This window comes from Bacteroides sp. B1-V-101 (assembly GCF_023656585.1).
GTDB lineage: Bacteria > Bacteroidota > Bacteroidia > Bacteroidales > Bacteroidaceae > Bacteroides > Bacteroides thetaiotaomicron.
In genome coordinates this window covers 131,274-155,984 of record NZ_JAMOKH010000008.1, presented here as the reverse complement: position 1 = coordinate 155,984, position 24,711 = coordinate 131,274, and the positions used below count along the sequence as shown (strand labels likewise).

At 47.7% G+C, this 24,711-nt stretch carries 18 protein-coding genes; 6 read left to right on the top strand and 12 right to left on the bottom strand.

Annotated elements, in window-relative coordinates:
* Window positions 1-26 precede the first annotated feature (26 nt).
* Complete coding sequence (locus NBH01_RS08640; RefSeq protein ID WP_062694179.1) at window positions 27-782, bottom strand: glycosyltransferase family 2 protein; 756 nt, start codon at window positions 780-782, stop codon at window positions 27-29.
* Window positions 775-2,040 (bottom strand): glycosyltransferase family 4 protein, encoded by a 1,266-nt coding sequence (locus NBH01_RS08635; RefSeq protein WP_062694180.1) that lies wholly within the window; start codon window positions 2,038-2,040, stop codon window positions 775-777. The genes NBH01_RS08640 and NBH01_RS08635 overlap by 8 nt, the downstream gene beginning before the upstream one ends.
* Window positions 2,041-2,145: 105 nt before the next feature.
* Here NBH01_RS08635 and wecC point away from each other — a divergent pair, with 105 nt between their 5' ends.
* From wecC to NBH01_RS08620, 3 genes are all read left to right on the top strand, one after another.
* Entirely contained in the window at window positions 2,146-3,348 is a 1,203-nt protein-coding gene (wecC, locus tag NBH01_RS08630; protein WP_008767233.1) for a UDP-N-acetyl-D-mannosamine dehydrogenase, read from the top strand.
* A 50-nt stretch (window positions 3,349-3,398) separates the two neighbouring features.
* Window positions 3,399-4,529, top strand: coding sequence for a non-hydrolyzing UDP-N-acetylglucosamine 2-epimerase (gene wecB, locus NBH01_RS08625; RefSeq protein WP_008767232.1), 1,131 nt, complete (start codon window positions 3,399-3,401; stop codon window positions 4,527-4,529).
* 681 nt (window positions 4,530-5,210) lie between these two features.
* A complete protein-coding gene (locus NBH01_RS08620; protein ID WP_130041075.1) occupies window positions 5,211-6,869 on the top strand; it encodes a NeuD/PglB/VioB family sugar acetyltransferase in 1,659 nt (552 codons plus the stop codon).
* Window positions 6,870-7,031: 162 nt separating this feature from the next.
* Here the strand turns inward: NBH01_RS08620 and NBH01_RS08615 are convergent, their stop codons facing one another.
* From NBH01_RS08615 to NBH01_RS08605, 3 genes are read right to left on the bottom strand one after another with little or no spacing between them, the layout of a single operon-like run.
* Entirely contained in the window at window positions 7,032-8,396 is a 1,365-nt protein-coding gene (locus NBH01_RS08615) for an efflux transporter outer membrane subunit (protein ID WP_070751070.1), read from the bottom strand.
* Between the two features lie 15 nt (window positions 8,397-8,411).
* Window positions 8,412-11,588 (bottom strand): efflux RND transporter permease subunit, encoded by a 3,177-nt coding sequence (locus NBH01_RS08610; RefSeq protein ID WP_048696050.1) that lies wholly within the window; start codon window positions 11,586-11,588, stop codon window positions 8,412-8,414.
* A 14-nt stretch (window positions 11,589-11,602) separates the two neighbouring features.
* Window positions 11,603-12,706, bottom strand: coding sequence for an efflux RND transporter periplasmic adaptor subunit (locus NBH01_RS08605; RefSeq protein ID WP_055229179.1), 1,104 nt, complete (start codon window positions 12,704-12,706; stop codon window positions 11,603-11,605).
* A 223-nt stretch (window positions 12,707-12,929) separates the two neighbouring features.
* On the opposite strand from NBH01_RS08605, the gene NBH01_RS08600 reads away from it, so the two are divergent.
* Window positions 12,930-13,841, top strand: a complete 912-nt coding sequence (locus NBH01_RS08600) for a helix-turn-helix domain-containing protein (RefSeq protein ID WP_008767227.1) — start codon at window positions 12,930-12,932, stop codon at window positions 13,839-13,841.
* Here the strand turns inward: NBH01_RS08600 and NBH01_RS08595 are convergent.
* The 7 genes from NBH01_RS08595 to NBH01_RS08565 all read right to left on the bottom strand — a co-directional run bounded on the left by NBH01_RS08595 (window position 13,813) and on the right by NBH01_RS08565 (window position 22,879).
* Window positions 13,813-15,039, bottom strand: a complete 1,227-nt coding sequence (locus NBH01_RS08595; protein ID WP_062694196.1) for a glycosyltransferase family 4 protein — start codon at window positions 15,037-15,039, stop codon at window positions 13,813-13,815. The genes NBH01_RS08600 and NBH01_RS08595 overlap by 29 nt on opposite strands.
* 6 nt (window positions 15,040-15,045) lie before the next feature.
* A complete protein-coding gene (locus tag NBH01_RS08590) occupies window positions 15,046-16,029 on the bottom strand; it encodes a glycosyltransferase family 8 protein (RefSeq protein ID WP_225678841.1) in 984 nt (327 codons plus the stop codon).
* Window positions 16,030-16,073: 44 nt separating this feature from the next.
* Complete coding sequence (locus NBH01_RS08585) at window positions 16,074-17,258, bottom strand: glycosyltransferase (RefSeq protein ID WP_062694200.1); 1,185 nt, start codon at window positions 17,256-17,258, stop codon at window positions 16,074-16,076.
* A gap of 11 nt (window positions 17,259-17,269) precedes the next feature.
* Entirely contained in the window at window positions 17,270-18,271 is a 1,002-nt protein-coding gene (locus tag NBH01_RS08580; RefSeq protein WP_062694201.1) for a hypothetical protein, read from the bottom strand.
* On the bottom strand, window positions 18,268-19,716 hold the full coding sequence (gene wzx / locus NBH01_RS08575; protein WP_195380647.1) for an O-glycosylation flippase: 1,449 nt from the start codon (window positions 19,714-19,716) through the stop codon (window positions 18,268-18,270). The genes NBH01_RS08580 and wzx overlap by 4 nt, the downstream gene beginning before the upstream one ends.
* Before the next feature lie 254 nt (window positions 19,717-19,970).
* Window positions 19,971-22,010: a methionine--tRNA ligase gene (gene metG / locus NBH01_RS08570; protein WP_016269017.1), complete on the bottom strand. Its 2,040-nt coding sequence runs from the start codon at window positions 22,008-22,010 to the stop codon at window positions 19,971-19,973.
* Window positions 22,011-22,153: 143 nt separating this feature from the next.
* Complete coding sequence (locus NBH01_RS08565; protein ID WP_011108539.1) at window positions 22,154-22,879, bottom strand: S24 family peptidase; 726 nt, start codon at window positions 22,877-22,879, stop codon at window positions 22,154-22,156.
* Between the two features lie 445 nt (window positions 22,880-23,324).
* Between NBH01_RS08565 and NBH01_RS08560 the strand changes: the two genes are divergently transcribed.
* Both NBH01_RS08560 and NBH01_RS08555 read left to right on the top strand, forming a co-directional pair.
* Complete coding sequence (locus NBH01_RS08560) at window positions 23,325-23,648, top strand: hypothetical protein (protein WP_202572591.1); 324 nt, start codon at window positions 23,325-23,327, stop codon at window positions 23,646-23,648.
* A 48-nt stretch (window positions 23,649-23,696) separates the two neighbouring features.
* Window positions 23,697-24,656, top strand: a complete 960-nt coding sequence (locus NBH01_RS08555) for a DUF4373 domain-containing protein (RefSeq protein WP_202572592.1) — start codon at window positions 23,697-23,699, stop codon at window positions 24,654-24,656.
* Window positions 24,657-24,711 lie beyond the last annotated feature (55 nt).

Sequence of the window (24,711 nt, the reverse complement as noted above, 5' to 3'; positions counted from 1 at the left end):
GGGTCAGTCAGTCTGAAATACACTGTTTATTGTCCCGGCTTGATAATCAACCGCAGTACAAACCAAGCGTGATGTGCTGCGGTGCTTATCCATCCATAATGTTTTGCCATAATGCGGAACCGTTCCTTAAGAGAAGCCTTCCGGTTCTGCGTAGTCATTCCTTCATCCAGATAGTCGATGATTGTCAGGTGCGTATTGTGCAGGGTACGCGCCTTTTTCATGATGCGGATGCACCAGTCGAAATCAGCGGAGTACCGGTAGCTTAAGTCATAAGGTTCCACCAGCGTATGTCTGGCAAAGAAAGCCTGGTGGCAGACTAACATTCCCTGTTTGAAACTCTTCCAGTCCAGCTTTTCGGGTGCTGAAAGGCGGCGCATGTGCAGAAAGTGCCTGTCTTTGTCAACAATTGCAGTTTCCCCGTAGATGACATCGGGGAGAACACTCCCATGAATGCTGTGCACCATTTGCTGCAAAGTATCGTCTTCGTGAAAGCAGTCGCCTGCATTCAGAAAACAGAGATAGTCGCCGCTGGCAAGGGAAATCGCCTTGTTCATGGCATCGTACAATCCTTTGTCCGGTTCGCTGACGACGGTAGTTATCCGTGAACGGTATCTGTCGATGATAGAGAGAGTTCCGTCTTTAGAGGCCCCGTCCACGATGATGTATTCTACGTGGTGATAAGTCTGCGAGATAACACTTTGGATGGTATCTTCCAGTACTTTCTCGGCATTGTAGGTCACCGTGATAATCGAGAACTTGGGAGTAGGATGGACACTATGCATATTTCCCTGTTATTTTGTTGTAAACGTCCGTGTACTTCTTCGCTATGATACTTTCCGAATAGTTGCCTATGGCCTTGCGGCAGGCTTGTGCGGAGAGTTCCGCATATTCGGGTTCCGTCAGTACCCAATGGATGCCGTTGGCCAGATCTTCGGAAGACTTGCGCTGAGCTACGTATCCGTTGTGCAGATGATCGATCATTTCCGGTATGCCTCCGGTGTTGAAACCGACGCAGGGCACACCGCAGGACATCGCTTCCATCACCATATTCGGCAGATTCTCTTCGAGAGAAGGGATGACGAAGAGGTCTACGGCATTGTATATATCCACCAACTCATGCTCATTCTTAATATAAGGAAGCGGATAGACGCGGAAAGGAATCAGGTCTTGCAACTGCTGTGACTGGTTGCCGAAAACAACCACACCCAATGATTCTTTCCATTCCGGATGTTTCTCTGCCAGCAGTTTGCAGGCTTCAATCAGATAGTCGATGCCCTTTCGCTTGTCTGTGATCTTGACAGAACCGAAAAGAATGAGCTTCCCTTCCTGCGGCAGCCTGCATTTTCTGCGGGCTTCCTGCTTATTGTGAGGCTTGAACAGGTTCGTGTTGATGGCGTTCGGGATACTGATAACCGTTTGTCCGGTGAGCAACCCGCTGACTTTGGCCTTCTCCGCCAGCCATCGGCTACAGCCTACAAACGTGATGGATGCCTGACTATAAATCTCTTTTTTCTTCCGGAAGATTCGGGTGGATAAGTCCTTCTTGCCTCCTCCTCCGTAGATGTAAGGGCAGTGATGGCATTCCTGTTCGTAACTCTTGCATTCGCGTGCATAATGGCAGATGCCGGTGCAGGGCCACATATCGTGCATGGTCCATACTACAGGTTTGCCGGAAGTCAGAATCTTGCGGATGGTGTTGAGCGACAGCATCCCTTGGTTGATCCAGTGCAGATGGATGACATCTGCCTGCTGAAATTCGGGAAGCGAAGTGATGTCCGTACCGGTATTGGCGATATCTACGGCGAAGAGATCATTCTTCTTGAAACGGTTGGCTTTCCAGATGACGATGCGTTCCCACATAAATTTCCATACGTGCAGCCAACTGCCCTTTAGTCCGACGACGCTGATTTGGTCTGTTTGTTTGTCACGTACCAACATTTTCGCCTTGATGCCGTTGTTCTTAAGCGATTCCATCAGTCGTCCGGCAGCGACAGCCGCACCACCTATTCGTTCGGAAGTATTAATGATTAGTACCCTCATGCTTTCAAAATGTTTGCACAAAAGTAGTGGTTTTCAGTGAAAATCCGTACAAAGTCACATATTATTTGTACTTTTGCCACACTTATTAATAAGGAGATATTGAACATGAAAAAGGTTGTGTTTTTAGGATTAGGGTATATCGGCCTTCCTACGGCAGCCGTTGCTGCCGCTCACGGTTTCGAAGTCATAGGAGTAGATGTCAATCCTTCTGTGGTGGAAACGATCAACCAGGGAAAGATACATATTGTAGAACCTGAACTGGGTCAGGTAGTCAGGGACGTAGTGCAGAGTGGAAAGTTACGCGCTGTATGCAAGCCGGAAGCGGCGGATGCTTTCTTTATCGTAGTGCCTACCCCATTCAAGCAGAACCATCGGGCGGACATCACCTATGTGGAAGCGGCCACCCGTTCCGTGATCCCTTATCTGCAGGAGGGTAACCTGTTTGTCATTGAATCCACTTCTCCGGTATATACCACCGAACGTATGGCGGAAGTGATCTATAAAGAACGTCCCGAACTGAAAGGGAAGATACATATCGCTTATTGTCCCGAACGCGTATTGCCGGGAAATACATTATACGAACTGGTGCACAACGACCGCGTGATAGGCGGCATCGATCCGGCATCCACCGCAAAAGCCATTGAGTTTTATTCCGCTTTCGTACAAGGCAAACTGCACGGCACCAATGCCCGCACGGCAGAGATGTGCAAACTGACGGAGAATTCCTCCCGCGACTCACAGATCGCCTTTGCCAACGAACTCTCCATGATCTGCGACAAAGCCGGAATCAATGTATGGGAACTGATCGAACTGGCCAACAAGCATCCGCGTGTGAATATCCTTCAACCGGGCTGCGGAGTAGGCGGTCACTGCATTGCGGTAGACCCTTGGTTCATCGTATCCGACTATCCGGAACAGGCGCAGCTCATCAAGCGTGCCCGTGAAACGAACGATTACAAAGCGGACTGGTGTGCGAACAAAGTATTGGAAACCTGCCAGAAGTTTGTAGAACAGAACGAGCGCGAACCGGTCGTTGCCTGCATGGGACTGGCTTTCAAACCGAATATCGATGACTTACGGGAATCTCCCGCCAAATATATCGCCTCCCGCATCATCTCCGAATCGAGAGCGGACGTGCTGATTATCGAACCTAATATAAGCACTCATAAGAGCTTCCATCTGACAGACTATCGGGAAGCATACGAGAAAGCGGATATTATCGTCTGGCTGGTTCGCCACGATGTCTTCCTTGCATTGCCCAGGGAGGAAGGAAAGATAGAACTGGACTTCTGCGGTGTGAGACGATAAAAATGTAGTTTAATTGCGAAGAGGTTATATAGACTCTATAAATAAAGCAGATGAAAAAGATATTGCTCGTTTTCGGTACCCGTCCCGAAGCGATAAAGATGGCTCCGCTTGTAAAGGCGCTCCAGAAAGATACGGAACATTTTGAGACACGTGTCTGCGTTACGGCACAGCACCGGCAGATGTTGGATCAGGTATTGGAAGTGTTCGGCATCACTCCCGAATATGACCTGAATATCATGGCTCCCAATCAGGACTTGTATGACATTACCGCTAAAGTACTCCTTGGACTGCGCGAAGTGCTGAAGGACTTCCGTCCCGACACCGTATTGGTGCATGGAGATACGACTACCTCGATGGCGGCATCCCTTGCGGCATTCTATATGCAGATACCTGTGGGACACGTGGAAGCCGGATTGCGTACCTATAATATGTTGTCTCCCTGGCCGGAAGAAATGAACCGTCAGGTGACAGACCGTATCTGCACTTACTACTTTGCACCGACGGAACAGTCAAAGGTAAATCTACTGCAAGAGAATATAGACGCGAAGAAAATCTTTATTACCGGAAATACGGTGATCGATGCCCTGCTGATGGCGGTCGATATCATTTCCACCACCGCCGGTGTGAAAGAAAAGATGGCGAAGGAACTTCAGGAGAAAGGCTACACGGTAGGTGATCGTGAGTATATCCTCGTCACCGGACATCGTCGCGAGAACTTCGGAGATGGTTTCCTGCATATCTGCAAAGCGATCAAAGAACTGGCGGCTCTTCACCCGGAGATGGACATAGTCTATCCCGTTCATCTGAATCCTAATGTGCAGAAGCCAGTGTATGAACTGCTTTCCGGTCTGAGCAATGTCTATCTGATCTCTCCTCTGGATTACCTGCCTTTCATCTATGCCATGCAACATTCTACTCTGTTGCTGACGGATAGCGGCGGTGTGCAGGAAGAAGCCCCTTCATTGGGCAAACCCGTGTTGGTGATGCGGGATACGACCGAGCGTCCGGAAGCTGTTGAGGCGGGTACGGTGAAGCTGGTCGGCACGAATGCGGAGGCAATTGTCAGTAATGTCACTGCCCTGCTCCTTGATAAAGAAATGTATAAGCGGATGTCCGAAACACATAACCCTTACGGTGACGGACAGGCTTGCGAAAGAATCATAGCTGCGCTCAGATGTTAACACATGAGTAGTCAGGTATTAACATTTGATATGATAGGTATTAATATCTGAGAAGTTAGGTATTAATACTTGAGAAGCTGGTTAACAATGCTTGCTGTGACATCTAATAATGCTTGAAACGAGATCTAAGAAGCATTGTTAATCACATACACTTCCCACTATTATTGTTTTTTTATTATTGGTTTATTTTACTATCATAAGTGCCGATATATAAAGTAATATAGGGCGAACCTTTTCTGCTTTTGCCCCATTTTTCCGCTTTCATCGCTTTCACCTTATAGAAAGACATTTCACTTTATCCGCATATAACATACAAACCTCCATAATTCTGTTATTATGAACTATTCGTATATTGTCATATCAGTCGGTTTATTAGGCAGTAACAATTTCAATATATTCCAAAGCAATTAATAGACTGTTATCAAGCTGAGATATGAAATTTCTAAAAAGAAATATCAGTGCTGTATGAAAGGAGGATATTATCGTACTTTTTGATAGTGTTTATTCGCTATAAATGGTTTTATTTTGTAGTGTCATTTTTAGAAAGCCGCTCTATTACAAAATAGGGATGAATGCTGAGAAGGTGCTTTGTCTGCCGGTGCACGTGGGTTTGAAAGATGATGAAATTAATCAAATTTGCATGGTCTTGGCTGAATATCGTCGAAAATAGAAAAGTGTAAAATGGTAATAATCGGGAGTAAAGGATGTGCTAAGGAGATTTTGACAGCACTCAAGTGGGATAATGTAGAAGAAACTGTATCTTTGTTTGACAATATAAATACAGATATTAGCGATGCATATTATGACTTTCCCATTATTAAATCCTGGAATGAACTGGAGCAACATCTGAAAACAGACAGTAAGGTTATTATTGGTGTCGGAGGTGGACAGCGTAGAGAGGTACTGGCACGAAAGATTGCCTGTCTTGGAGGAGTATTGACCACTTTTATCTCCCAAAAAGCCCTTGTGGGCGGGTATGACAATACTATCGAACCAGGTGTTGTGATTCTTTCGGGGGCAACTATTACTTGTAATGTAAGTATAGGGCAGGGGACATTTATCAATAAAAGCACTGTTATCAGTCATGACGTCCGTATTGGACGATATTGTGAAGTATCTCCCGGTGCAAAAATCTTGGGACGTGCCATTATCGGTGACAGGACGGAGATAGGTGCTAATGCGGTAATACTTCCTGATGTCATTGTCGGTGCTGACTGCAAAATAGGTGCAGGCGCTGTAGTGACGCGAAATATCGACAGCCATACTACTGTTGCCGGAGTTCCTGCCCGTTCAATTACAAAAAGTAGTAATAATGCTTTCAAGTTAAAGTCAAAGATAAGAAATTTATTGTACCATATACGAATTGCAGATTTTCGAAAGCTGAGAGAATATAATCATTACGTATTCGGAAAAAGGAAACTGATGTTCCTTGAGCTATTGTCACATAGTTGGATGTACGGTGCATCATTCGAAAACTACTACGAGTTGCAGTTCTTTAAGAAAAGCAGAACAGAATGCCGACAGTATCTCACTTCTTCGTTACGTCATGAATTGACACGTCAAGTAAACGATCCCTGTGAAGCGTTAGTGTTAAAAGATAAAGTGCGTTTTTCCGAAGTTTTTGAGGACATTCTAGGGCGCCGGGTAATGACGTTTGATGAGATAAAAAGGCAAATGCATGATCCTTACTCCATATCCATAAATGAGGTCGTCATTAAACCCATAAAAGGACAAGCCGGTCAAGGGATTATTTTTCCGATGCAAAACTTTACATCATTGCGACAACTACATGACTATGTTATTTCTACTGTAAAAAAGCCGGATGAATATTTGTACGAAGAACGTATTATCCAACATAGCGCCCTGAATAAACTGAATCCGTCAAGTCTCAACACATTGAGAATTGTGACATATTATGATGAAAGTATAAATAAGGTCGATGTGTGGAGTGTTGTTTTACGTATAGGAATAAAGGCTCGCACAGATAACTTTGCTACAGGAGGAATTGCCGCCCTTGTTGATCATCGGGGTGTCGTCTGTCAACCTGCTATAATAAAACATCCGTCAGGAGAACGGTTTCATATACATCCTGTCAGTGGTGAAAAAATAACAGGTTGCATAATCCCATATTACGATCAGGCAATAGCATTAGCCAAGCAAGCTGCTATGAGAATTCCGAAAGTGAGAAGTATCGGATGGGATGTTGCGATAACCGAAACCGGTCCTTATATGTTGGAAGGAAACGATAATTGGTGTATGACTTTATTTCAGTTGCCTGGCGGAGAAGGGTTGCGGCATTTGGCCAATTCGGTTTGCAATATGTTTTCTGTTTATGAATAACATACAGGCTATAATGCACATCAGGAATGTATTTTCCGTTCCTGGTCTGTTATTGATTCAAATAGGGAATGCCCTCTAACGAAAAACGGGCTGTCAGAGAATCACTTCTCCGGCAGCCCTTCTTCATTAGGATCAAAAAAAACAGAGGAAGTATGATATTCTTTATTCCTGACCTCCCCCTAAAGCACGGTATAGGTTAATTAAACTTTGTATTTCGGTAAAATGATTGGCCGTTTGTGACAGTTGTGCGCTGAGCAATGACTGTCGGGCGGTAAGTACTTCCAGATAGGTTGTATTCGTATGTTCCATCAGCAGGGAAGTACTTCGCAGGGCCGTTTGCAGGGAAGTGACCTGCTTGTCCAGCAACAGCCTTTTTCCCTGACTGGTCTGATAGGCAGTCAGCGCATCATTCACTTCGCTGCCGGCGTTGAGCAATGTTTGCTGAAAGCCGAGAGCTGCTTCTTCCTGCTGTGCACGGGCGATGCGATACTGAGCCAGCACCTGTCCTTTATTAAAGAGCGGCTGCGTGAGCGAACCTACCGCCGATGCCAGGAACTTGCCCGGATTGAGAATCATAGACCCGACGGAGTTCGTCCATCCGGCACTCCCACTCAACGTGATGGAAGGGTAGAAAGCCGAACGTGCCGCATTGGTGCCATAGAACGCTGCTTCCAGCGTCCGCTCGGCCGAGCGGACATCGGGGCGGGCGGCAAGCATCCGGACAGGGATTCCTACGGCAAAGTCCGTAGGAAACTGTTGGTCTGCCAACGTTCCGCGTTCGTAGTTGCGGGGTGTCTCTGCCAATAATAAAGCAAGACTGTTCTCCACCTGATTGATCTGCTGCTGCAAATCGAGCACAGAACCCTGCACCTGATAATAGGTCGCTTCCATCTGCGATACAGCCGATTCGTTCGCCAGTCCGGCGTTCATCAGGGAGCGGGTAGAGGCTACGGTTTCTTTCCATGCCTCCTCCGTCTGTCGGGAGATGATGAGCTGTTCGTCCAGCATCAGCAGTGTATAGTAGGTATTGGCTATACCGGCTATCAGCTGCGTGCGGACTGCCTGACGGTAATCTTCACTTTGTGCATACAGCGCTTTCGCCTGCTTCTTGGAGTTGCGCATACGACCGAATACGTCCAGTTCCCAACTGGCGGTCACGGGCAGCGAGTAACCCTGCGTAGCCTTGTTCGTATCGAAGCTGCTCACTGTCCCCTGCGGGGAAAGCGCAAAGGCGGGCAGGAAAGCAAGTTTGGCGGACATCAGCACTGCCTGAGCTTCTTCTACACGAAGCTGGGCGGACTGGTAGTCGGTATTGGTCTGCAACCCTGTTTCGATGAGGGACTGCAGATAAGGGTCGGTGAAGAGTTCCCGCCAGTCCATATTCCCCAGACCGGCAGTGTCTTCCGTCACCACTTCCCCGCCGTAAAGATCGTCGGGGACGGAAGTGGCGGGTTTGTATTTGGTATAGATGCCACAACCGCTCAGCGTCAGACTCATGGCAACTAACAGGATGATATTTTTCTTCATTCTTTCTTTTATTTATTAACGTTCACGTTCAGCTTCACTTTTCTCTTTTTCTAAAAGCACTTGTACATCTGCTTCTTCTTCCATCGGTTTGCGGATTTTCTCCTGCAAGTATTCAAAGATGATGTAGAAGACCGGAACGACAAAGAGCAATGCCACCGTTCCGACAGCCATACCGCCTACGACACCCGTACCCAGCGAACTGTTGCCATTGGCACCCGCACCGGAAGAGAACATCAGCGGAAGCATACCGAAGATCATCGTCAGCACCGTCATCAGGATAGGACGCAGGCGGACTTGTGCGGCAGAGTAGGCCGATTCCACGATGCCCATCCCTTTGCGGCGGCGTTCGATGGCGTACTCCGTAATCAGAATAGCCGTCTTGGCCAGCAAGCCGATCAGCATGATCACACCTGTCTGCAAATAGATGTTATTCTCCAGTCCGAGTATCTTGGCGAACAGGAACGAGCCCATCAATCCGAACGGTACGGAGAAGATAACGGCAAACGGTACGAGGAAACTTTCGTAGAGACAAGCCAGAATCAGATAGATCAGGAAGATACAGATGGCGTAGATGAAAACCGTCTGGGCGCCACCGCTGCTTGCTTCTTCGCGTGCCATACCGCCATATTCGTATCCGTAGCCCATCGGCAACGATTCTGCGGCCACTTCTTCAATCACTTTCTGCACTTCACCCGAAGAGTAACCGTCGGCAGGATTCACATTGGCTGTGATGGTGCTGTAGAGGTTGAAACGGTTGGCTGTTTCCGGTCCCAGTACCTGCTTCAGTGTAACGAACTGGCTCACCGGAGCCATTTCCGTACCGTTGCGCACAAACATATTGTTCAATGCCTGCTCGTCCAGACGATATTCGGGCGATGCCTGCATCATTACACGATATACCTTACCGTATTGGTTGTAGTTGGAGATATATGCTCCACCGCAATAACTGCCTACCGCATCGAGTACCGCGCTTGGCGAAATTCCTGCACGCTTACATTTGGCGGCATCCACTTCTACCGAGAGCTGCGGGAAGTTGATGGCGTAGGATGTATAAGCCATAGCCACTTCCGGGCGCTGGTTCAAGGCATTGAGGAACTGTGTGGACGCGTCATAGAACGTAGCAAGATCACCGCCTGTCATATCCTGAAGGTTCAGTTCGAGGGAGTTACCCATACCGTATCCCGGAATCATGGCGGGCTGGAAACTGAATATCTGCGCTTCCTTGATGGACTGGAATTGTGCGTTGAGGCGGGAAGCTACGGCATCCGAACCGTGTTCCTTTCCTTTTCGTTCGCTCCAGTCTTTCAGGCGGACAATGATCGTACCGTAAGATGTTCCCTGACCGGAGATCAGACCGTATCCTGCTACGCGGGCGTAGTGTTCTATTTCGGGCGTATCTTTCAGAATGTTTTCCAGCCGGTCCATTACTTTCGTTGTCTCTTCGAGCGTGCTTCCCGGTGAGATGCTGACATTCACCATGATAACGCCCTGGTCTTCCTGCGGCACGAGTCCCGTCTTGGTCGTGCTCATCAGATAAACCAGCAGGACGATGGTAGCAGCCAGTGAAGTCCATACCATCCAGCGATGGCGGATGAAGTACATCACCCCTTTCTTATACTTGCCCAGCACGGCATTGAACGAAGCGTTGTAAGCTGCGCGTACCCGTCCGTTGATACTCTTGGCGCTCTTGGTTCCGTCCGACGGACGCATCATGATGGCGCACAGGGCGGGACACAGGGTCAGAGCCGAGATCATGGAGATACCTACGGCAGTTGCCATCGTGATACCGAATTGGGTATAGAACACGCCCGAAGTACCTCCCATGAAGGTGACGGGGATAAATACGGCCATGAAGACACAGGTACAGGAGACGATAGCCATCGTCACGTCGCCCATCGCATCTTTGGTGGCAAGGTAGGGCGACTTGTATCCGGCGTCAAACTTGGACTGCACCGCTTCCACCACCACAATGGCGTCATCTACCACCGTACCGATGGCAAGCACCAGTGCAAACAGGGTCAGGATGTTCAGACTGAATCCCGCAGCTACCAGACAGGCAAACGTACCTACCAGTGACACGATGATGGAGATAGACGGGATGAGCGTACTCTTCAGGTCCTGCAAGAAGAAGTATACCACGAGGATGACCAGAATGATGGCGATAATCAGTGTTTCCACCACGTTGTGTATGGAAGCGAAGAGGAAGTCGTTCGAACTCATCATGGTGACGAACTCCGTTCCTTCCGGAAGGTTTTTCTCCATCCGCTCCATCTGGGCGGTGATTTCTTTATTGACAGCGGTCGCATTGGAACCCGCCGTCTGGAAGATCATATAGAGCACGGCAGGCTGGCTGTCCATCTCACTGCGGAAACTATAAGTCATAGTGCCCAGTTCCACATCCGCCACATCTTTCAGGCGGAGTATCGAGCCGTCTTCACGCGAGCGGACAACGGTGTTCTGAAATTCTTCCACGCTCTTCAGTCTTCCGCGATATTTCATCGTAAACTGGAAGACGTTCTGCGAACTCTCGCCCAGTGAGCCGGTAGGGGCTTCAATGTTCTGCTCGCCCAGCACGCCGGTGATGTCCGAAGGTACCAGCCCGTATTGTGCCATCCGTTCCGGTTTCAGCCAGATACGCATACTGTAGGTATCGCCCAGCTCCATGACGTCTCCTACTCCCTCGATACGTTTGATCTGCGGGATGACGTTGATGTCCAGATAATTGGCAAGGAAGGTCTGGTCGTAGCGACCGTCGGTGCAGACCATCGCGCCGATTTGCAGGAAACTGGTCTGTCGTTTCATCGTGCTTACGCCGACTTTCGTTACTTCGGCGGGCAGCAGTCCCTGTGCTTTGGCTACACGGTTCTGTACGTTGACGGCCGCCATGTCGGGGTCGGTGCCTTGCTTGAAGTAAACCTGTATGATAGCCAGACCTGCATTGGAGGCGCTGGACGTGATATACATCATGTCTTCCACCCCGTTGATGCTCTCTTCCAGCGGCATGATGACGCTGTTCATCACTGCTTCGGCATCGGCGCCCGTATAGCTGGCAGCCACATAGACCGTAGGAGGTGCGATGTCGGGATATTGCTCCACCGGCAGGGTGAAGAGCGAGATAAGCCCTATGGCGAGAATCAGCACGGAGATGGAGATAGCCATCACCGGCCGTTTGATAAATATATTTCCTTTCATAATCAGTCTCCTTCTTATTTAACCTGTGTGCCTTCGCGCACCAGTCCGGCGCCTTCCGATACAATTTCGTCACCTGCTTTCAGTCCGTCCAGCACTATATATTCGCGTCCGTCGTTGATTCCGGCTACGGTGATCAGGGTGGAGACCGCTTTGCCGTCCACTACCTTATATACAATCGTCTTGTCCTGCATCCGCACGGTGGCTGTCTGCGGGATGGCGATGCAGTTCTTGTAGATGCTCGGCACTACTACCGTGCCCGATGCTCCGCTATGAAGCAGCCGTGATTCGTTGGGAAATACCACGCGTGCCACTACGGTCCCTGTCTGACGGTCGATCACTCCACTGATAGATTCGATGGTACCTTTCTTCTGATAGACTGAGTTGTCGTTCAGAATCAGTTCCACTTCCGGCATATTCTTTAACGCTTCGTCCATGTCGCCGTACTGGCGGGTGAGGGCGAGCAGCTGGTTCTCGGTCATCGAGAAATAGACGTACATATCCGAATTGTCGCTGACCGTAGTGAGCGGATAAGGAATGCTGGCGCTAACCAATGCGCCTGCACGATAGGGCAATGCGCCTACAACTCCGTCACTGGGACTTTTCACTTCGGTATAAGAGAGGTTGTTACGTGCGCTTATCTCCTGAGCTTCAGCCTGTGCCAGTTGTGCCTTGGCGGTGAGATAAGAGTTTTCGGCAGTCTTCAGGCTAAATTCCGAAACGACTTTCTGCGCATACAGTTCCTTGTTGCTCTTGTAAGTCAGTTCGGCGGTGCTCGTAGCGGCGCGGGCCGCTTCCACATTGGCGGTGGCGGTTTTGAGCGCGGCTCTGTAAGGTACCTGGTCGATGATGAAAAGCAACTGTCCCCGACGTACTTTCTGACCTTCGGTCACGCAGAGTTTCTCGATTGTTCCCGATACCTGCGGATAGATGTCAATATCCTGTCGCCCGCGTATGGTCGCCGAATAGGAGGAAGAAAGTTCTTTGTCCGTTGGTTCTATCTGCATGACTGCATAAGAAGATTTCACTCCTGCATCCGGTGCCTGCTTGCACGATGCCATCCACACTGTACAACCGACAATCCCTATCAGCCGTATCCATTTTTTGTTCACTGTAATCATACTTACTCTTTTTGTCTTTTATTAAAATCAGAACAAAAGTAGGAGAAAAGAACAAGTCAATGGTGACCGATTTTTCTCTATGAATGTCCTGTTTTCGTTATTTGTGCTTATTGTGGCTAACTATTTGCAGATAAACGACATATCAAACAATTATAAAGGAGTTTGGGACATTCTGTTTTCCCTATTATTTACCAACTTTGCAAAAAGTAAAAAAGGAGAGATTATGGAAAAAGAGAACATTATGACAGTAGATATAGAAGACTTTAAGAAGAGTCAGCATATCCTTGATTATATAGACGATGACTTTGCGATAGTCAACAGTCTGGATGGGATTCCGTATAGTAATGATACAGTCCGGCTGAACTGTTTCCTTATTGCTGTCTGTGCAGAAGGGTGTATCCAGCTGGATATCAACTACCGGACGTATCAGTTGCAGGCGGGCGATTTGCTGCTCGGTCTTCCCAATACACTGATCAGTCGTACGATGCTGAGTCCTAAATATAAGATAAGGCTGGCGGGATTCTCTACCCGTTTTTTGCAACGCATTATTAAAATGGAGAAGAAAACGTGGAATACCGCTGCCCATATCCACAACAATCCGGTGAAGTCTATCAGCGAAGGCGGGGACGATCCTGTTTTCAGGTTTTATCGGGATTTGATTGTGGCGAAGATCAATGATGAACCTCATTATTATCACAGGGAAGTGATGCAGCATCTCTTCTCCGCCCTCTTTTGTGAGATGCTGGGACAGCTTCACAAGGAAATCGATGCTCCCGACAAGGGGGACAGTCCGAAAGAAGGTATCAAACAGGCGGATTATACCCTGCGGAAATTCGTGGAGCTATTATCGAAAGACAAGGGTATGCACCGTTCTGTGAGTTATTATGCGGATGCGCTCTGCTACACTCCGAAGCATTTTTCGAAAGTCATCAAGCAAGCGTGTGGCAGGACTCCGCTGGACTTGATCAATGAAACAACGATAGAACATATCAAGTATCGGCTGAAACGTTCGGACAAGTCCGTCAAGGAAATAGCGGAAGAGTTCAACTTCCCCAACCAGTCCTTTTTCGGGAAGTACGTAAAGATGCATTTGGGGACTTCACCGGCTAATTACCGGAATCGCGAAGATGAGTGAGACGAAGAATCTCTTGAAAAGCCTTCAGGTAGCGTTCGCTGACCGTCTCCATATTGATCTTTTCCCGGATCATCCGTTCCGATTCTTTTCCCATCTCCTTGCAGCGTTCGGGAGATTCGAACATCTCTCTGATTCTATCTGCCAGGCTATCGGCGTCGCCGTCCTTGAAGAAATAGCCGTTCTTGCCTTCCATGACCAGGTCGCGTTCCGTACTGTCGCATACGGCACAAAGGACGGGCATACCATACGTCATGGCATCATTGATCGAAAGCCCTCCCATGCCGGCAAGCACATAGATACTCGATTCGTTCATATAGGCGCCCAGTGTCTTCGGGTCATAGACGGCTCCGATAAAGCGGATGCTGTCTGCCAGTTGCAGGTCGTTTGCCTGTTGTCTGAGGTTGTCCAGTTCCGGTCCGTCTCCTACGATCACCAGTTCCGCTTCCGGATAGTCGGTGGCTACCTTCCGGAAAGCCTCTATCAATAAATCTACCCGTTTCCATTTTACGAGCCGTCCGATGTGCAGCAGGCGACGGTCGCACGGGGGAAGGATGGAGGGGGAAGCCAGTACGGATTCTTTTTCTTTGAGAAGTGCTTCCGTATCGGTCGAGTTGTAGGTGACGTGTATCTGCTCCTTCTTTACTCCGTAAGAGGGGAGGATGTCGTAGGCGGCTGTCGAGTAGTTCAGCGTTCCGGCGGCTTGGGCGTAGCAGTACTTCCGTATCCTTGCCGTTATCCATTGGCGCAGATAGAATCCGGTACCCTTGCTGAGCAGGTGCATACCTTCGTCGTGCATCGGATTGGCTTTGAAATATTCCTTGATCTTTCCGTAGGGAGGAGTCTGGAAGGGGATTTCACGAATCACCAGCTTGGCGTTGCAGGACTTCATAGCCTTTCTCAGTGCGGGCTGAAAGAATACTTGCAGGAAGTAGGGCCATCCTACTACTACTATATCCGGTTTTTCTTCCGCAATGATTTCGGGAAGGGCGGGGAAAGCGCTTTTTCCGTAGAACATCTTCTTCTCCGGTGTAGTCAGATGCTTGTAGGTTCCTCCTTCTACCATTTTCACCCCTTTGCCGATGGTCGTATTCCCTTTCTTTGGACTGACAACGGTTATTTCTACTCCTTTTGCCTGTAGCCTGTTGAGCATGGCATTCAGGTAGTGGGGGATTCCTCCGAATGTAAAAAGTACTTTCATTGTTTCTTATATGTTTTTTTGTAGTGACTTCTTTAAACCTTTCTTGAGGCCCGAAGGTATTAATTTCCCTATTTTCCTTTTACTATCGAGTGAGAATAGTCTTTCGACAGGTCGGGTAACGGATAGATAACATTTGTGGATATGATTGCGTAATGTAGCATCTTTAGGACGATAATCCGCAAAACATGTTCTTTTTACATACTTCCACCATAGTTTTCTTTGCGGATGGGTGGAAAGGATAGACCAAGGTTTTATCGGGCCGATATAATGTACGATGACCGGATGCTTCCTGGCTTCTTTCACTTCTTCTCGGGTCCATATTTTTGCGCGGATATCTTTCTCAAGTGCATAATTCATATTGTACTTGGGAGGTATATACAATGTTTTCTTCTGGCAGATATAATTGAGGAAGTCTTGATCCGGTGCTGATATCCGGTCATAGTTCTTCCGGGTGAAATCGTTCATCTGTGTCACCAGATCTATCTGTCTCAGTGCGGCCAGATTCAGTAACAGGATGCCGGCATTGTAATAGAAGTGAGAACTTTCGATTCCCATAGCCGTCTGATAGTTTATGTTGTAAACGCTTGCCGAATCTTTAGCTGCTGCCACATGATAGCCAGAAATGTCTAAATCGAATAAGGGGGACAGGTCTCCGTTGACAATGATATCTCCGTCCAGATAGAGTATTTTGTTCAGGCCGGGCAACAAGTTGGGGAGGCACAGCCGTAAAAGGGTGGCTTTCCCGTGACGTGTTTCCGGGAATCCGTCAATTTGTTCCTGTTTTATTTTTAACTCGGTGAAAGTTCCTTTTCTTTGCCGGGTGAAGTCGGTTAGAAAAAGCAGGTCTTCCTCTTTGAGTGTGCCTTCCAGATAAAGTAAATAGATGGTGATGTCCTCTCCCCGGTTATTGTCGAAGATGGATTGCAGGACGACTGTGATAGGGACCAAATAGTTACTGTCTGCTGCTAAGGCAATGTGTATTTTCCTCATAATGCATTTTTTAAGATGTACTGTCTTAATATCCTTTTCTGTATTTAGACGATTCCATGTTTCCTGAACGCTTTTACCCACAACGGACCGATGTGTTCAATATCGTAGTTCCCTTTTTGCTGCTTGGCGTTGGAAGCTATCTGATGCCTCAGCGTATCGTTGGTGGCAAGTTGTATCAAGGTTCGGGCGTAGGCTTTATAGTCATTGTCGCGGATGATGAATCCATTCTTGCCATCATCTATCATATCATAAATAGCTCTGAAAGAATCGAAACCGACAGGGACTACCCCCAAATTCATGGCTTCGGTAAATACAGTAGGCAATCCCTCGATGACCGAAGTGATGCAGAGTATGCTTGCACGGTCGATGTAGGGAATCGACATCTGATAACCAACCATATTGACACGTTTGAGTTTCTTCTTTGCGATGATTTCCTCGCATTCTTGGTATTTGTCTCCATCGCCCACCATGACAAGGCTCCATTCGGGTATCTCATCCTGAACCATTTCCCAGATTTTTAATAATTTCGGAAGGGCTTTCTCTAAGGCGAATCTTCCGACGAAAATGATTTCTTTCTTTTTCAGATGCACAGGGATGTCGCTCTTTACTGGTTGGATGGCGTTGGGGATGGCCGATAACCTCGAAGCATCCTTTTTGCCTATTAGCTTTCTGAACTCCGGAATGTAGGAGGGTGAGAGTAGTATCACTTCGTCCACCGTATTGTAAGCGGAGACATTCTGATGCTTTACGACTCTCTTTAAAAGGAAAATGTAAAGCCACGGAAGCATCCACTGGAAAAGCCTTTTCGGGCTGTTTACCTCTTTGAGTCCGAGCCTGGACAGTTCGTATGTCTTCAGTTGAGTGGTGTGGCTCGGGCAGTTGTGGATCATCGTGAATATTTTTATCCCGGGGTTTCTCTGTCTTATTTCGAGCAGGAACTTACGGGTGTCTCCGGTGATGACGTGTGAGTAGTCGAGGACGATGTCGATCTGCTTGTCGGTGATAAAGCGGCAGATGGCATCTATATTGGCGGGAGTATAGAACTGTTCGTAAGAATCGGGCAACAGAAGTCCGTTCTCGAATCCGGTGTCGTCTACGTCCAGATAGCAATAGAACAACTCACTTTTTGATACATGGGCGGTCAGCCATTCTGCCAGCTGGGTATAGAAGTAGCAGAAACTGTTGTCCCGATGTGGAAACGCTTTGGATTGTATGATCAGAATATTCATAGCTGTACAGGTTAATGTATTATTTTTCTGATGATTGCCGTTCGGAAGTCTTTTATTTTCTTGCCGAGGTTTACCGTCGGTATTCCTGTATAGAAAGCCGCTTTTCGCCAGAATGCTGCTTCGTCTTTTATGGAGTTTGTTCGGCGCAGCATTTTGAACAGGTAGTAAAGGCCGCGTTTCTTCTCGTAAGGTAAATGCCATATAGCAAACTTCTCGTCCCCCTTTTCCACATTGTTGTATTGGGGAGATGTCCACATTCGTTTGATATATTTGTTGGCAATATTATTACGAATGTTCAGCCATTCGGCGAGGACGCTGAAGAATAATGCTTCTTCATTCAGTTTGGGACGGTTCTCCTTGAAACATTGCAGGTTATAATCCCAAAGGGGCTGATAAGCCTTGTTGACTTCTCTCACGATGTCTCCGCGAAGGGCGAAGAACTCGCCGCCATAATAATAAATGGGCCGGGAGGCTTTCTGTTGATAGCATTTCTCGTAGAGTTCCGTCATTTGCTCTAGGCTGATGCCGTTGATAGACGACTGCGGCGAGGTGCTTAGCTCATATAGGGCGCTGCCGTTGGTACTGACTTCGTGGAATAAGGTGTCCAGCGGGGAGGTGCATAGGCAGTCTGCGTCGCATATCAGCAGATTGTCGTTGTCCTGCATCCGCTTTTCCATATATTGCCAGATGTCATACAGGTAGAACTGATTTCTCCAGGCATCATACCATCCTTTTGGGGGAGTGCAGTGGTAGGGAAGACGCACAACCTCTACACGCAGGTTTGCAAATAGCCTCTCCAGATAGTAGGGTAACTTTTCTACATTGGTGAAAAACAACATCACGGCATCCGGATGATAATGCCTGAAAGTGGTAAAGAACGGCACTTGTATCTGCATATAAATGGAATGGACGAGGGCGGAATCTCCCCGTTTGCCTGCCTGCGGATAGAAACTGGCATCTTCTTTGGATTCCTTGTAGAACCAGGTCGCTATGTAATTGGTAGGTGTCGTCATAATATCTTTTTCTTTTTAATGAACTGAATACATTCCTTGAAAATGACTGATTGCATTTTCCACAAAACAAGTGCATATAGAGAAGCCACGAAAACTACTTTGATGGCAAGTGACAGATACAGGTTAGTGATGCCCGACGTTATGTAATGGGCTGCGATTGTCAGCGAAGCTGCCAGCAGAAAATAAGGAGCGATATCTTTCAGTATGCTGAACAATGTCAGCGGAATCTCCCTCCGGGCAAAGCAGTACCAGACAAACATCCACAGTATATTGATAGCGACAAACAGATAAATCATGGTGGTGATGCCGTATGGATAACTGATACAGGCAGTGATCAGCTGCAACACGCTCAGTGCGATACTGTTGAACATAAAGATGGAAGACCGTCCGCGGCTGACCAGCAATAAAGAGAACAGATTGTTGATCGGAATAAAGGCTCCCCATATACAAAGTAATTGCATGATCCGTGCGGAAGCGAGCCACTTGTCCGTGATGGCAATCAGAATAAACTCTCTGGAAATGAGGCTGAGTCCGAACATGGCAGGGAAAGAAATAAAAGCCGTGAAACGCAGCATTTTATGAAACACGGCCGCCTGACGCTGCGGGTCATTAGCCACACTTGCCAGTACGGGCTGGGTGACTCCGTTGATCATTCCGGTGATGAGGGCGTGTCCCTTATTGTTCCAGTTGTTGGCCTGGCTGAAGTCTCCGACTTCCTGTTTAGTGTAGAATTTACCCAGCAGGACGGAGAACAGGTTTTGGTTGATGATAATAAAGACTTGCGTAATCAGCATTTTACTGCTGAATCCGAACATCTCCCTGATGGGAGAGAAGTCAATGTGGAAACTGGGTTTCCAGTGGGCAAAGTACCAGTTGAGTGCCGTGCCTATGACGACAAAAGTCATTGTCTGTATGGCCAGTCCCCAATAGGCAAATCCGTTTGCGGCAAGAATAATCCCCACAATGCCGGATAGAAACAGGCTTGAAAGAGAAATGATGGTATTCTCCTTCACTTTGAGATTACGGAAAAGAAGAGCTCGTGGAGCTATCCCGAAACTGGCTATAAAGAAACTGAGGAAAGAGAAACGGGCAAGCGACGTTAACTCCGGAGTATCGTAAAATTTAGCAATCAGCGGAGCTGAAGAATAGAGCAAAATATAAAGAACAGCACTAAAAGAGATACTGAACCAGAATACAGCGTTATAGTCTTTATCGCTGACTTTCTCGCGATTGGCGAGTGCTGCGACAAATCCGCTTTCCTGCAGGGCGGAAGCAATGGCCGGAAAGATAGCCAGCATACCGATCATACCGTAATCGGCAGGGTCCAGTAATCTTCCTAACACTACTCCGAAAAGAAGTCCTAACAGCTGTTGTACACTGCTGCTGAGGCCTCCCCAAAATAGCCCTTTTGCTGTTTTTTGTTTCAGTGACTGTTCTTCACTCATATTATTATAATCGGTGAAGGAAGGTGTGTCAAAAGTCAGTAGTAACTAAATTTCCCCTCCTTCAGGAAGGAGGGGTGGCTGAAAGCCGGGGTGGTAGGTGTACTGCACAAGTGAATATCATCAGTTGATGTATTTACCTACCACCTCCCCCTGCGGGTACTCCTCCTTCCCGAAGGAGGAGAGTTTAGTTACTATTGTTTTTTGACACCCCATTCTTCCATTCCTCATTTGTTGATGGCTTATTAGCTTATTGCTTATTTCACTTCGCTGCCCGGCTTCACCTCTTTCTGAGGCATGATAACTGCCAGGCTGCCGTCGTTGTTTTCGGCACTCAGAATCATACCTTCGCTGACGATACCTTTCAGCTTGCGCGGTGCGAGATTGGCGATAAAGCAAACCTGTTTGCCTACCAGTTCTTCCGGCTGGTAGTGTTTTGCGATGCCCGATACGATGGTACGTGTTTCCAGTCCGTCGTCAATCTTGAATTGCAGCAGCTTGTCGGCTTTCGGCACTTTCTGACATTCAAGGATGGTACCAACACGGATGTCGAGTTTCGTGAAATCATCAAATTCGATGTTCGGACGAATCGGGTTTGCCTTATAGTTGGCTTCTTCGTTGGCCTTCTTCGTGTCGAGCAACTTCTGTACCTGTGCCTCGATTACGCTGTCTTCTATTTTTTCGAACAGCAGTTCCGGTTTGTTCAGCTGATGTCCTACCGGGAGCAGATCGTTCCTTCCCAGTTCCGACCATTCGAAGCTTTCCATGTTCAGCATCTTGCGGAGTTTCTCCGAGCTGAAAGGCAGGAACGGTTCGAAGGCGATGGCAAGGTTGGCAACCAGTTGCAGAGAGATGTTCAGGATGGTGCCTACACGTTCCATGTCGGTCTTTGCCAGTTTCCAGGGTTCGGTGTCGGCAAGGTATTTGTTGCCGATGCGTGCCAGGTTCATCGCCTCTTTCTGCGCGTCGCGGAATTTGAATACGTCGAGCAGCTTTTCTACTTCTGCCTTTACGTCGGCAAATTCTTTCAGGGTTTCTTTGTCGTAATCCGTCAGTTCTGCGCAGGCGGGTACTTTGCTGTCGAAGTATTTCTGAGTCAGCACCATTGCACGGTTCACGAAGTTGCCGTATACGGCTACCAGCTCATTGTTGTTGCGTGCCTGGAAGTCTTTCCATGTAAAGTCGTTGTCTTTCGTTTCCGGAGCATTGGCGGTCAGTACGTAGCGGAGTACGTCCTGCTTGCCGGGGAAGTCTTCCAGATATTCGTGCAGCCATACCGCCCAGTTGCGGGAAGTCGAAATCTTGTCTCCTTCCAGATTCAGGAATTCGTTGCTCGGCACGTTGTCCGGCAGGATATAGCTTCCTTCCGCTTTCAGCATGGCGGGGAATACGATGCAGTGGAATACGATATTGTCCTTTCCGATGAAGTGGAGCAGACGCGTTTCGGGGTCTTTCCACCATGTCTCCCAACTGTCGGGAAGCAATTCCTTGGTATTGGAAATGTATCCGATAGGAGCATCGAACCACACGTACAGCACCTTTCCTTCCGCACCTTCTACGGGCACAGGGATACCCCAGTCGAGGTCACGGCTGACGGCACGCGGCTGCAATCCCATGTCGAGCCAGCTCTTGCACTGTCCGTATACGTTGGGGCGCCATTCCTTGTGGTCTTCCAGAATCCATTGGCGCAACCATCCTTCGTGTTTGTCGAGGGGGAGATACCAATGCTTGGTCTCCTTCATCACAGGTTTGCTGCCGCTGATGGCGCTCTTCGGGTTGATCAGATCGGTGGGCGACAGGGAGGTTCCGCATTTCTCGCATTGGTCGCCATAGGCACCTTCCGAATGGCAGTGAGGACACTCACCGGTGATGTAGCGGTCGGCGAGGAATGTTTTCGCTTCTTCGTCATAGTATTGTTCGGATGTTTTTTCGATAAACTCTCCTTTGTTGTATAGCGTCTTAAAGAAATCCGAAGCCAGCTCATGATGCGTCTTCGAAGTGGTGCGGCTGTATACATCGAACGAAACGCCGAATTCTTCGAACGATTTCTTGATCAGATAGTGGTAACGGTCTACTACATCCTGCGGAGTGACTCCTTCTTTCTTTGCACGAATCGTGATAGGTACTCCGTGTTCGTCCGAACCTCCGATAAACAATACATCTTCTTTCTTCAGTCGCAGATAGCGCACATAGATATCTGCCGGTACATATACGCCGGCCAGGTGACCGATGTGTACAGGTCCGTTCGCATACGGCAGTGCCGATGTGACGGTGGTTCTCTTGAATTTCTTTTCCATTGATATAGAGTGATTTTATGATTTTACTGCTTGCAATGTGCAAAGATACGGTTTGCAACGTGCAAAGATAATGCTTTCCACAGATTTCAGGAAGAAATGTGACAGGAAATCTGTGGAAAAGGCTTGTTTAGCCTGTGCCGTTTTTACATCATCATATTCTTTCTGATGGAGAACTTCACTATCGCCATATCCTGAATGGTGTCTACAGGCAAGTCCATCGGCTCGTGGTGCGGATTGTAGCTGACGAGTTTGACGTACCCTTCCTTCTCTGAGCGGTTGACGTATTTCACCGTCAGATACTGGTCTCCGTCGAGGTGGAACGCCACGATGTACATTTCTCCGTAAATGACGTTGCTGAAATTGTTGATCCCCTTGAACCCTACGATATCTCCCGATTTGAGAATGGGATACATGCTGTCTCCGTTGACAAAGATGGCTCCGTCGCACGCGGGTATGCTCGGAATCAGTATTTTGCCCAGCGCATATTGGCGCTTGTCGGAAAGCAGGGTCCTTAAATTGGCGGCGGCTGTGATGTCATAGAGCGTCACACTCCGGTCGTCTATGGCTTCTGTGGTTTTTGAATTGTGAATAGTCTCTACTTCTCCCCGTATCTTTCCGTTGTCAAAAGACTTTGGGTCGTGCAGCGGACTTCCTTTTCCGGTCAGCAGCCAGTTGTAGTCCACATGACGCAGCTTATTCAGCAGTAAAGGAAAGTCTATGCTGTTTCGCGCGCACCAGTTGGAAAGTGTCGCTCTGGCTACTCCTAAATATGATGCAAGTTCACTGTCCCGTTTCAGATTCAACGCTATTTTCGCCCGCTTTACGATTTCCGGTACATTCAGCAGTGTATCCGCTTGTTTCTCATTCATGTTTTTGCTTACTTTTTTTATATGTTAATATTTATTCTTGTCTTATCGCCTCATATACAGTCTTTTGTAAAATAATTCAGCGTTAATATCTAAAATCATTTGTTTTATATATGCGACTTTCTATACCTTTGTGGTATTCGAAATGAATATTTGATTTCAAAATTAGAAATAAAAATTAGATAAACCATGAGAAAACAAGAAAAAGATGCGAAATACTTTCAAAAACCGCATTCTCCCCCTCCGAAAAGAGAGCTGTCAGCTGTTAATAGTTGATTTGTCAGGAGTTAACAGTTGTCATATTGGGTATTAACAGCTGACGTGATGGCTGTTAACATCTGACGGGCAAGTTGCCAATGATCATTGTGTAGGATGTGAACCTCCTGTGCGCAGGCTGCCTTACCTTTTATCTGAAAACATATCAAGTATATCAAAAAGAATAACCGGAATGGAAACATTACAAAAACAAACACTTTACGTTTGCGGCTGTTGCAAACACACGCTTCCTTCAGAAGCCTTTTACGTAGATAAGAAAACCGGTCTTCCAAGCAACTACTGCAAGGAATGCCGCAAATCCGCCAGCCGGAAATACAGGAAGACCGAGAAGCGCACGCTGGCACGTGATGACCGTGAACCTTATCCCGTTATCACCTCTACGAAAGACCCCGATCTTCGTCAGAAACTGATTCTGTCCGCCCTGCAGACTGTAAGGGCAAGTATCAAGCGGAAAAAGCAGAAACTTTGTGAAGTGGAAGCGGAACTGAATGATTAACAAAATGAAAAAACTGACTGATAAACTATTTATAAAAACAATACAACTATGGGAAGAATCAAACAGGGACTGGACTACTTTCCCCTGAGCACCGACTTCATGCACGACCGTATCGTTCGTCGTGTCATGAAGCGTGAGGGCGATTCCGCTTTCACCGTTTTAATCTATATTATGTCTTATCTTTATTCGGGCGAGGGCTACTATGTCCGTGCCGACACTGATTTCTGTGACGAACTTTCCGATCAGCTTTTCAGTACGGACAACGATACCGTCCGCCGTGTCATCCGTCTGTTTCTTGAATACGGGCTTTTTGACTCTGCGCTTTATGAGCGTTACAGTATTCTGACTTCTGAGGATGTCCAGCGGCAGTATCTCTTCATCACCAAACGTCGCAGTCGTCACCATATCTGTCCGGATTATTGTCTGCTGCCGGAAGGAGAGAAGGCGGAATCTACGGAACCGGTGAAATCCGCAGAAGAAATGCCGGAGAAGAAAACAACGGATGAGCAGCCGGATACTGTTGCCGCAACAGGGGAAAATGTTGCAGTATCCCCGGATATTGCAACAGCATCCCGGGATACTGCAACAAAAACAGCTCTCATAAAAAGAAAAGAAAAGGAAAAGAAAGAAAACATCCTCCCTAACCCTCCTTTCGCAAAAGGAGGGGATGAAGAAGAAGGGAGTGAAGGAGAGAAAGTAGCTGAAGGAGCCGGAGGCGGGATGAGAGAGGAATGCGATCAACGGTCTGCCAAGAAGAAACGGAATCTGACGCAGGAAGATATCGACCGGATGCAGGCTCCCCCGGACGGATGTCCCCGCAATTTTTCCGGTCTGCTGGAGAACCTCCGACTCTTTCGTGTTCCTCCTGCGGAACAGTACGCTATAGTGCTGAAAAGTAATTACGGTGAAATCGGTGGCGATATATGGAAAGGCTTTAGCGTCATTCGTGGAAGTGGCGGTAAGATTAAACTGCCCGGACATTATTTGCTGAGTGTGCTGAATAAATAATATGAATTTGATAAATATTTGTATGTCAATATATTATATGATTATTTTTATATTA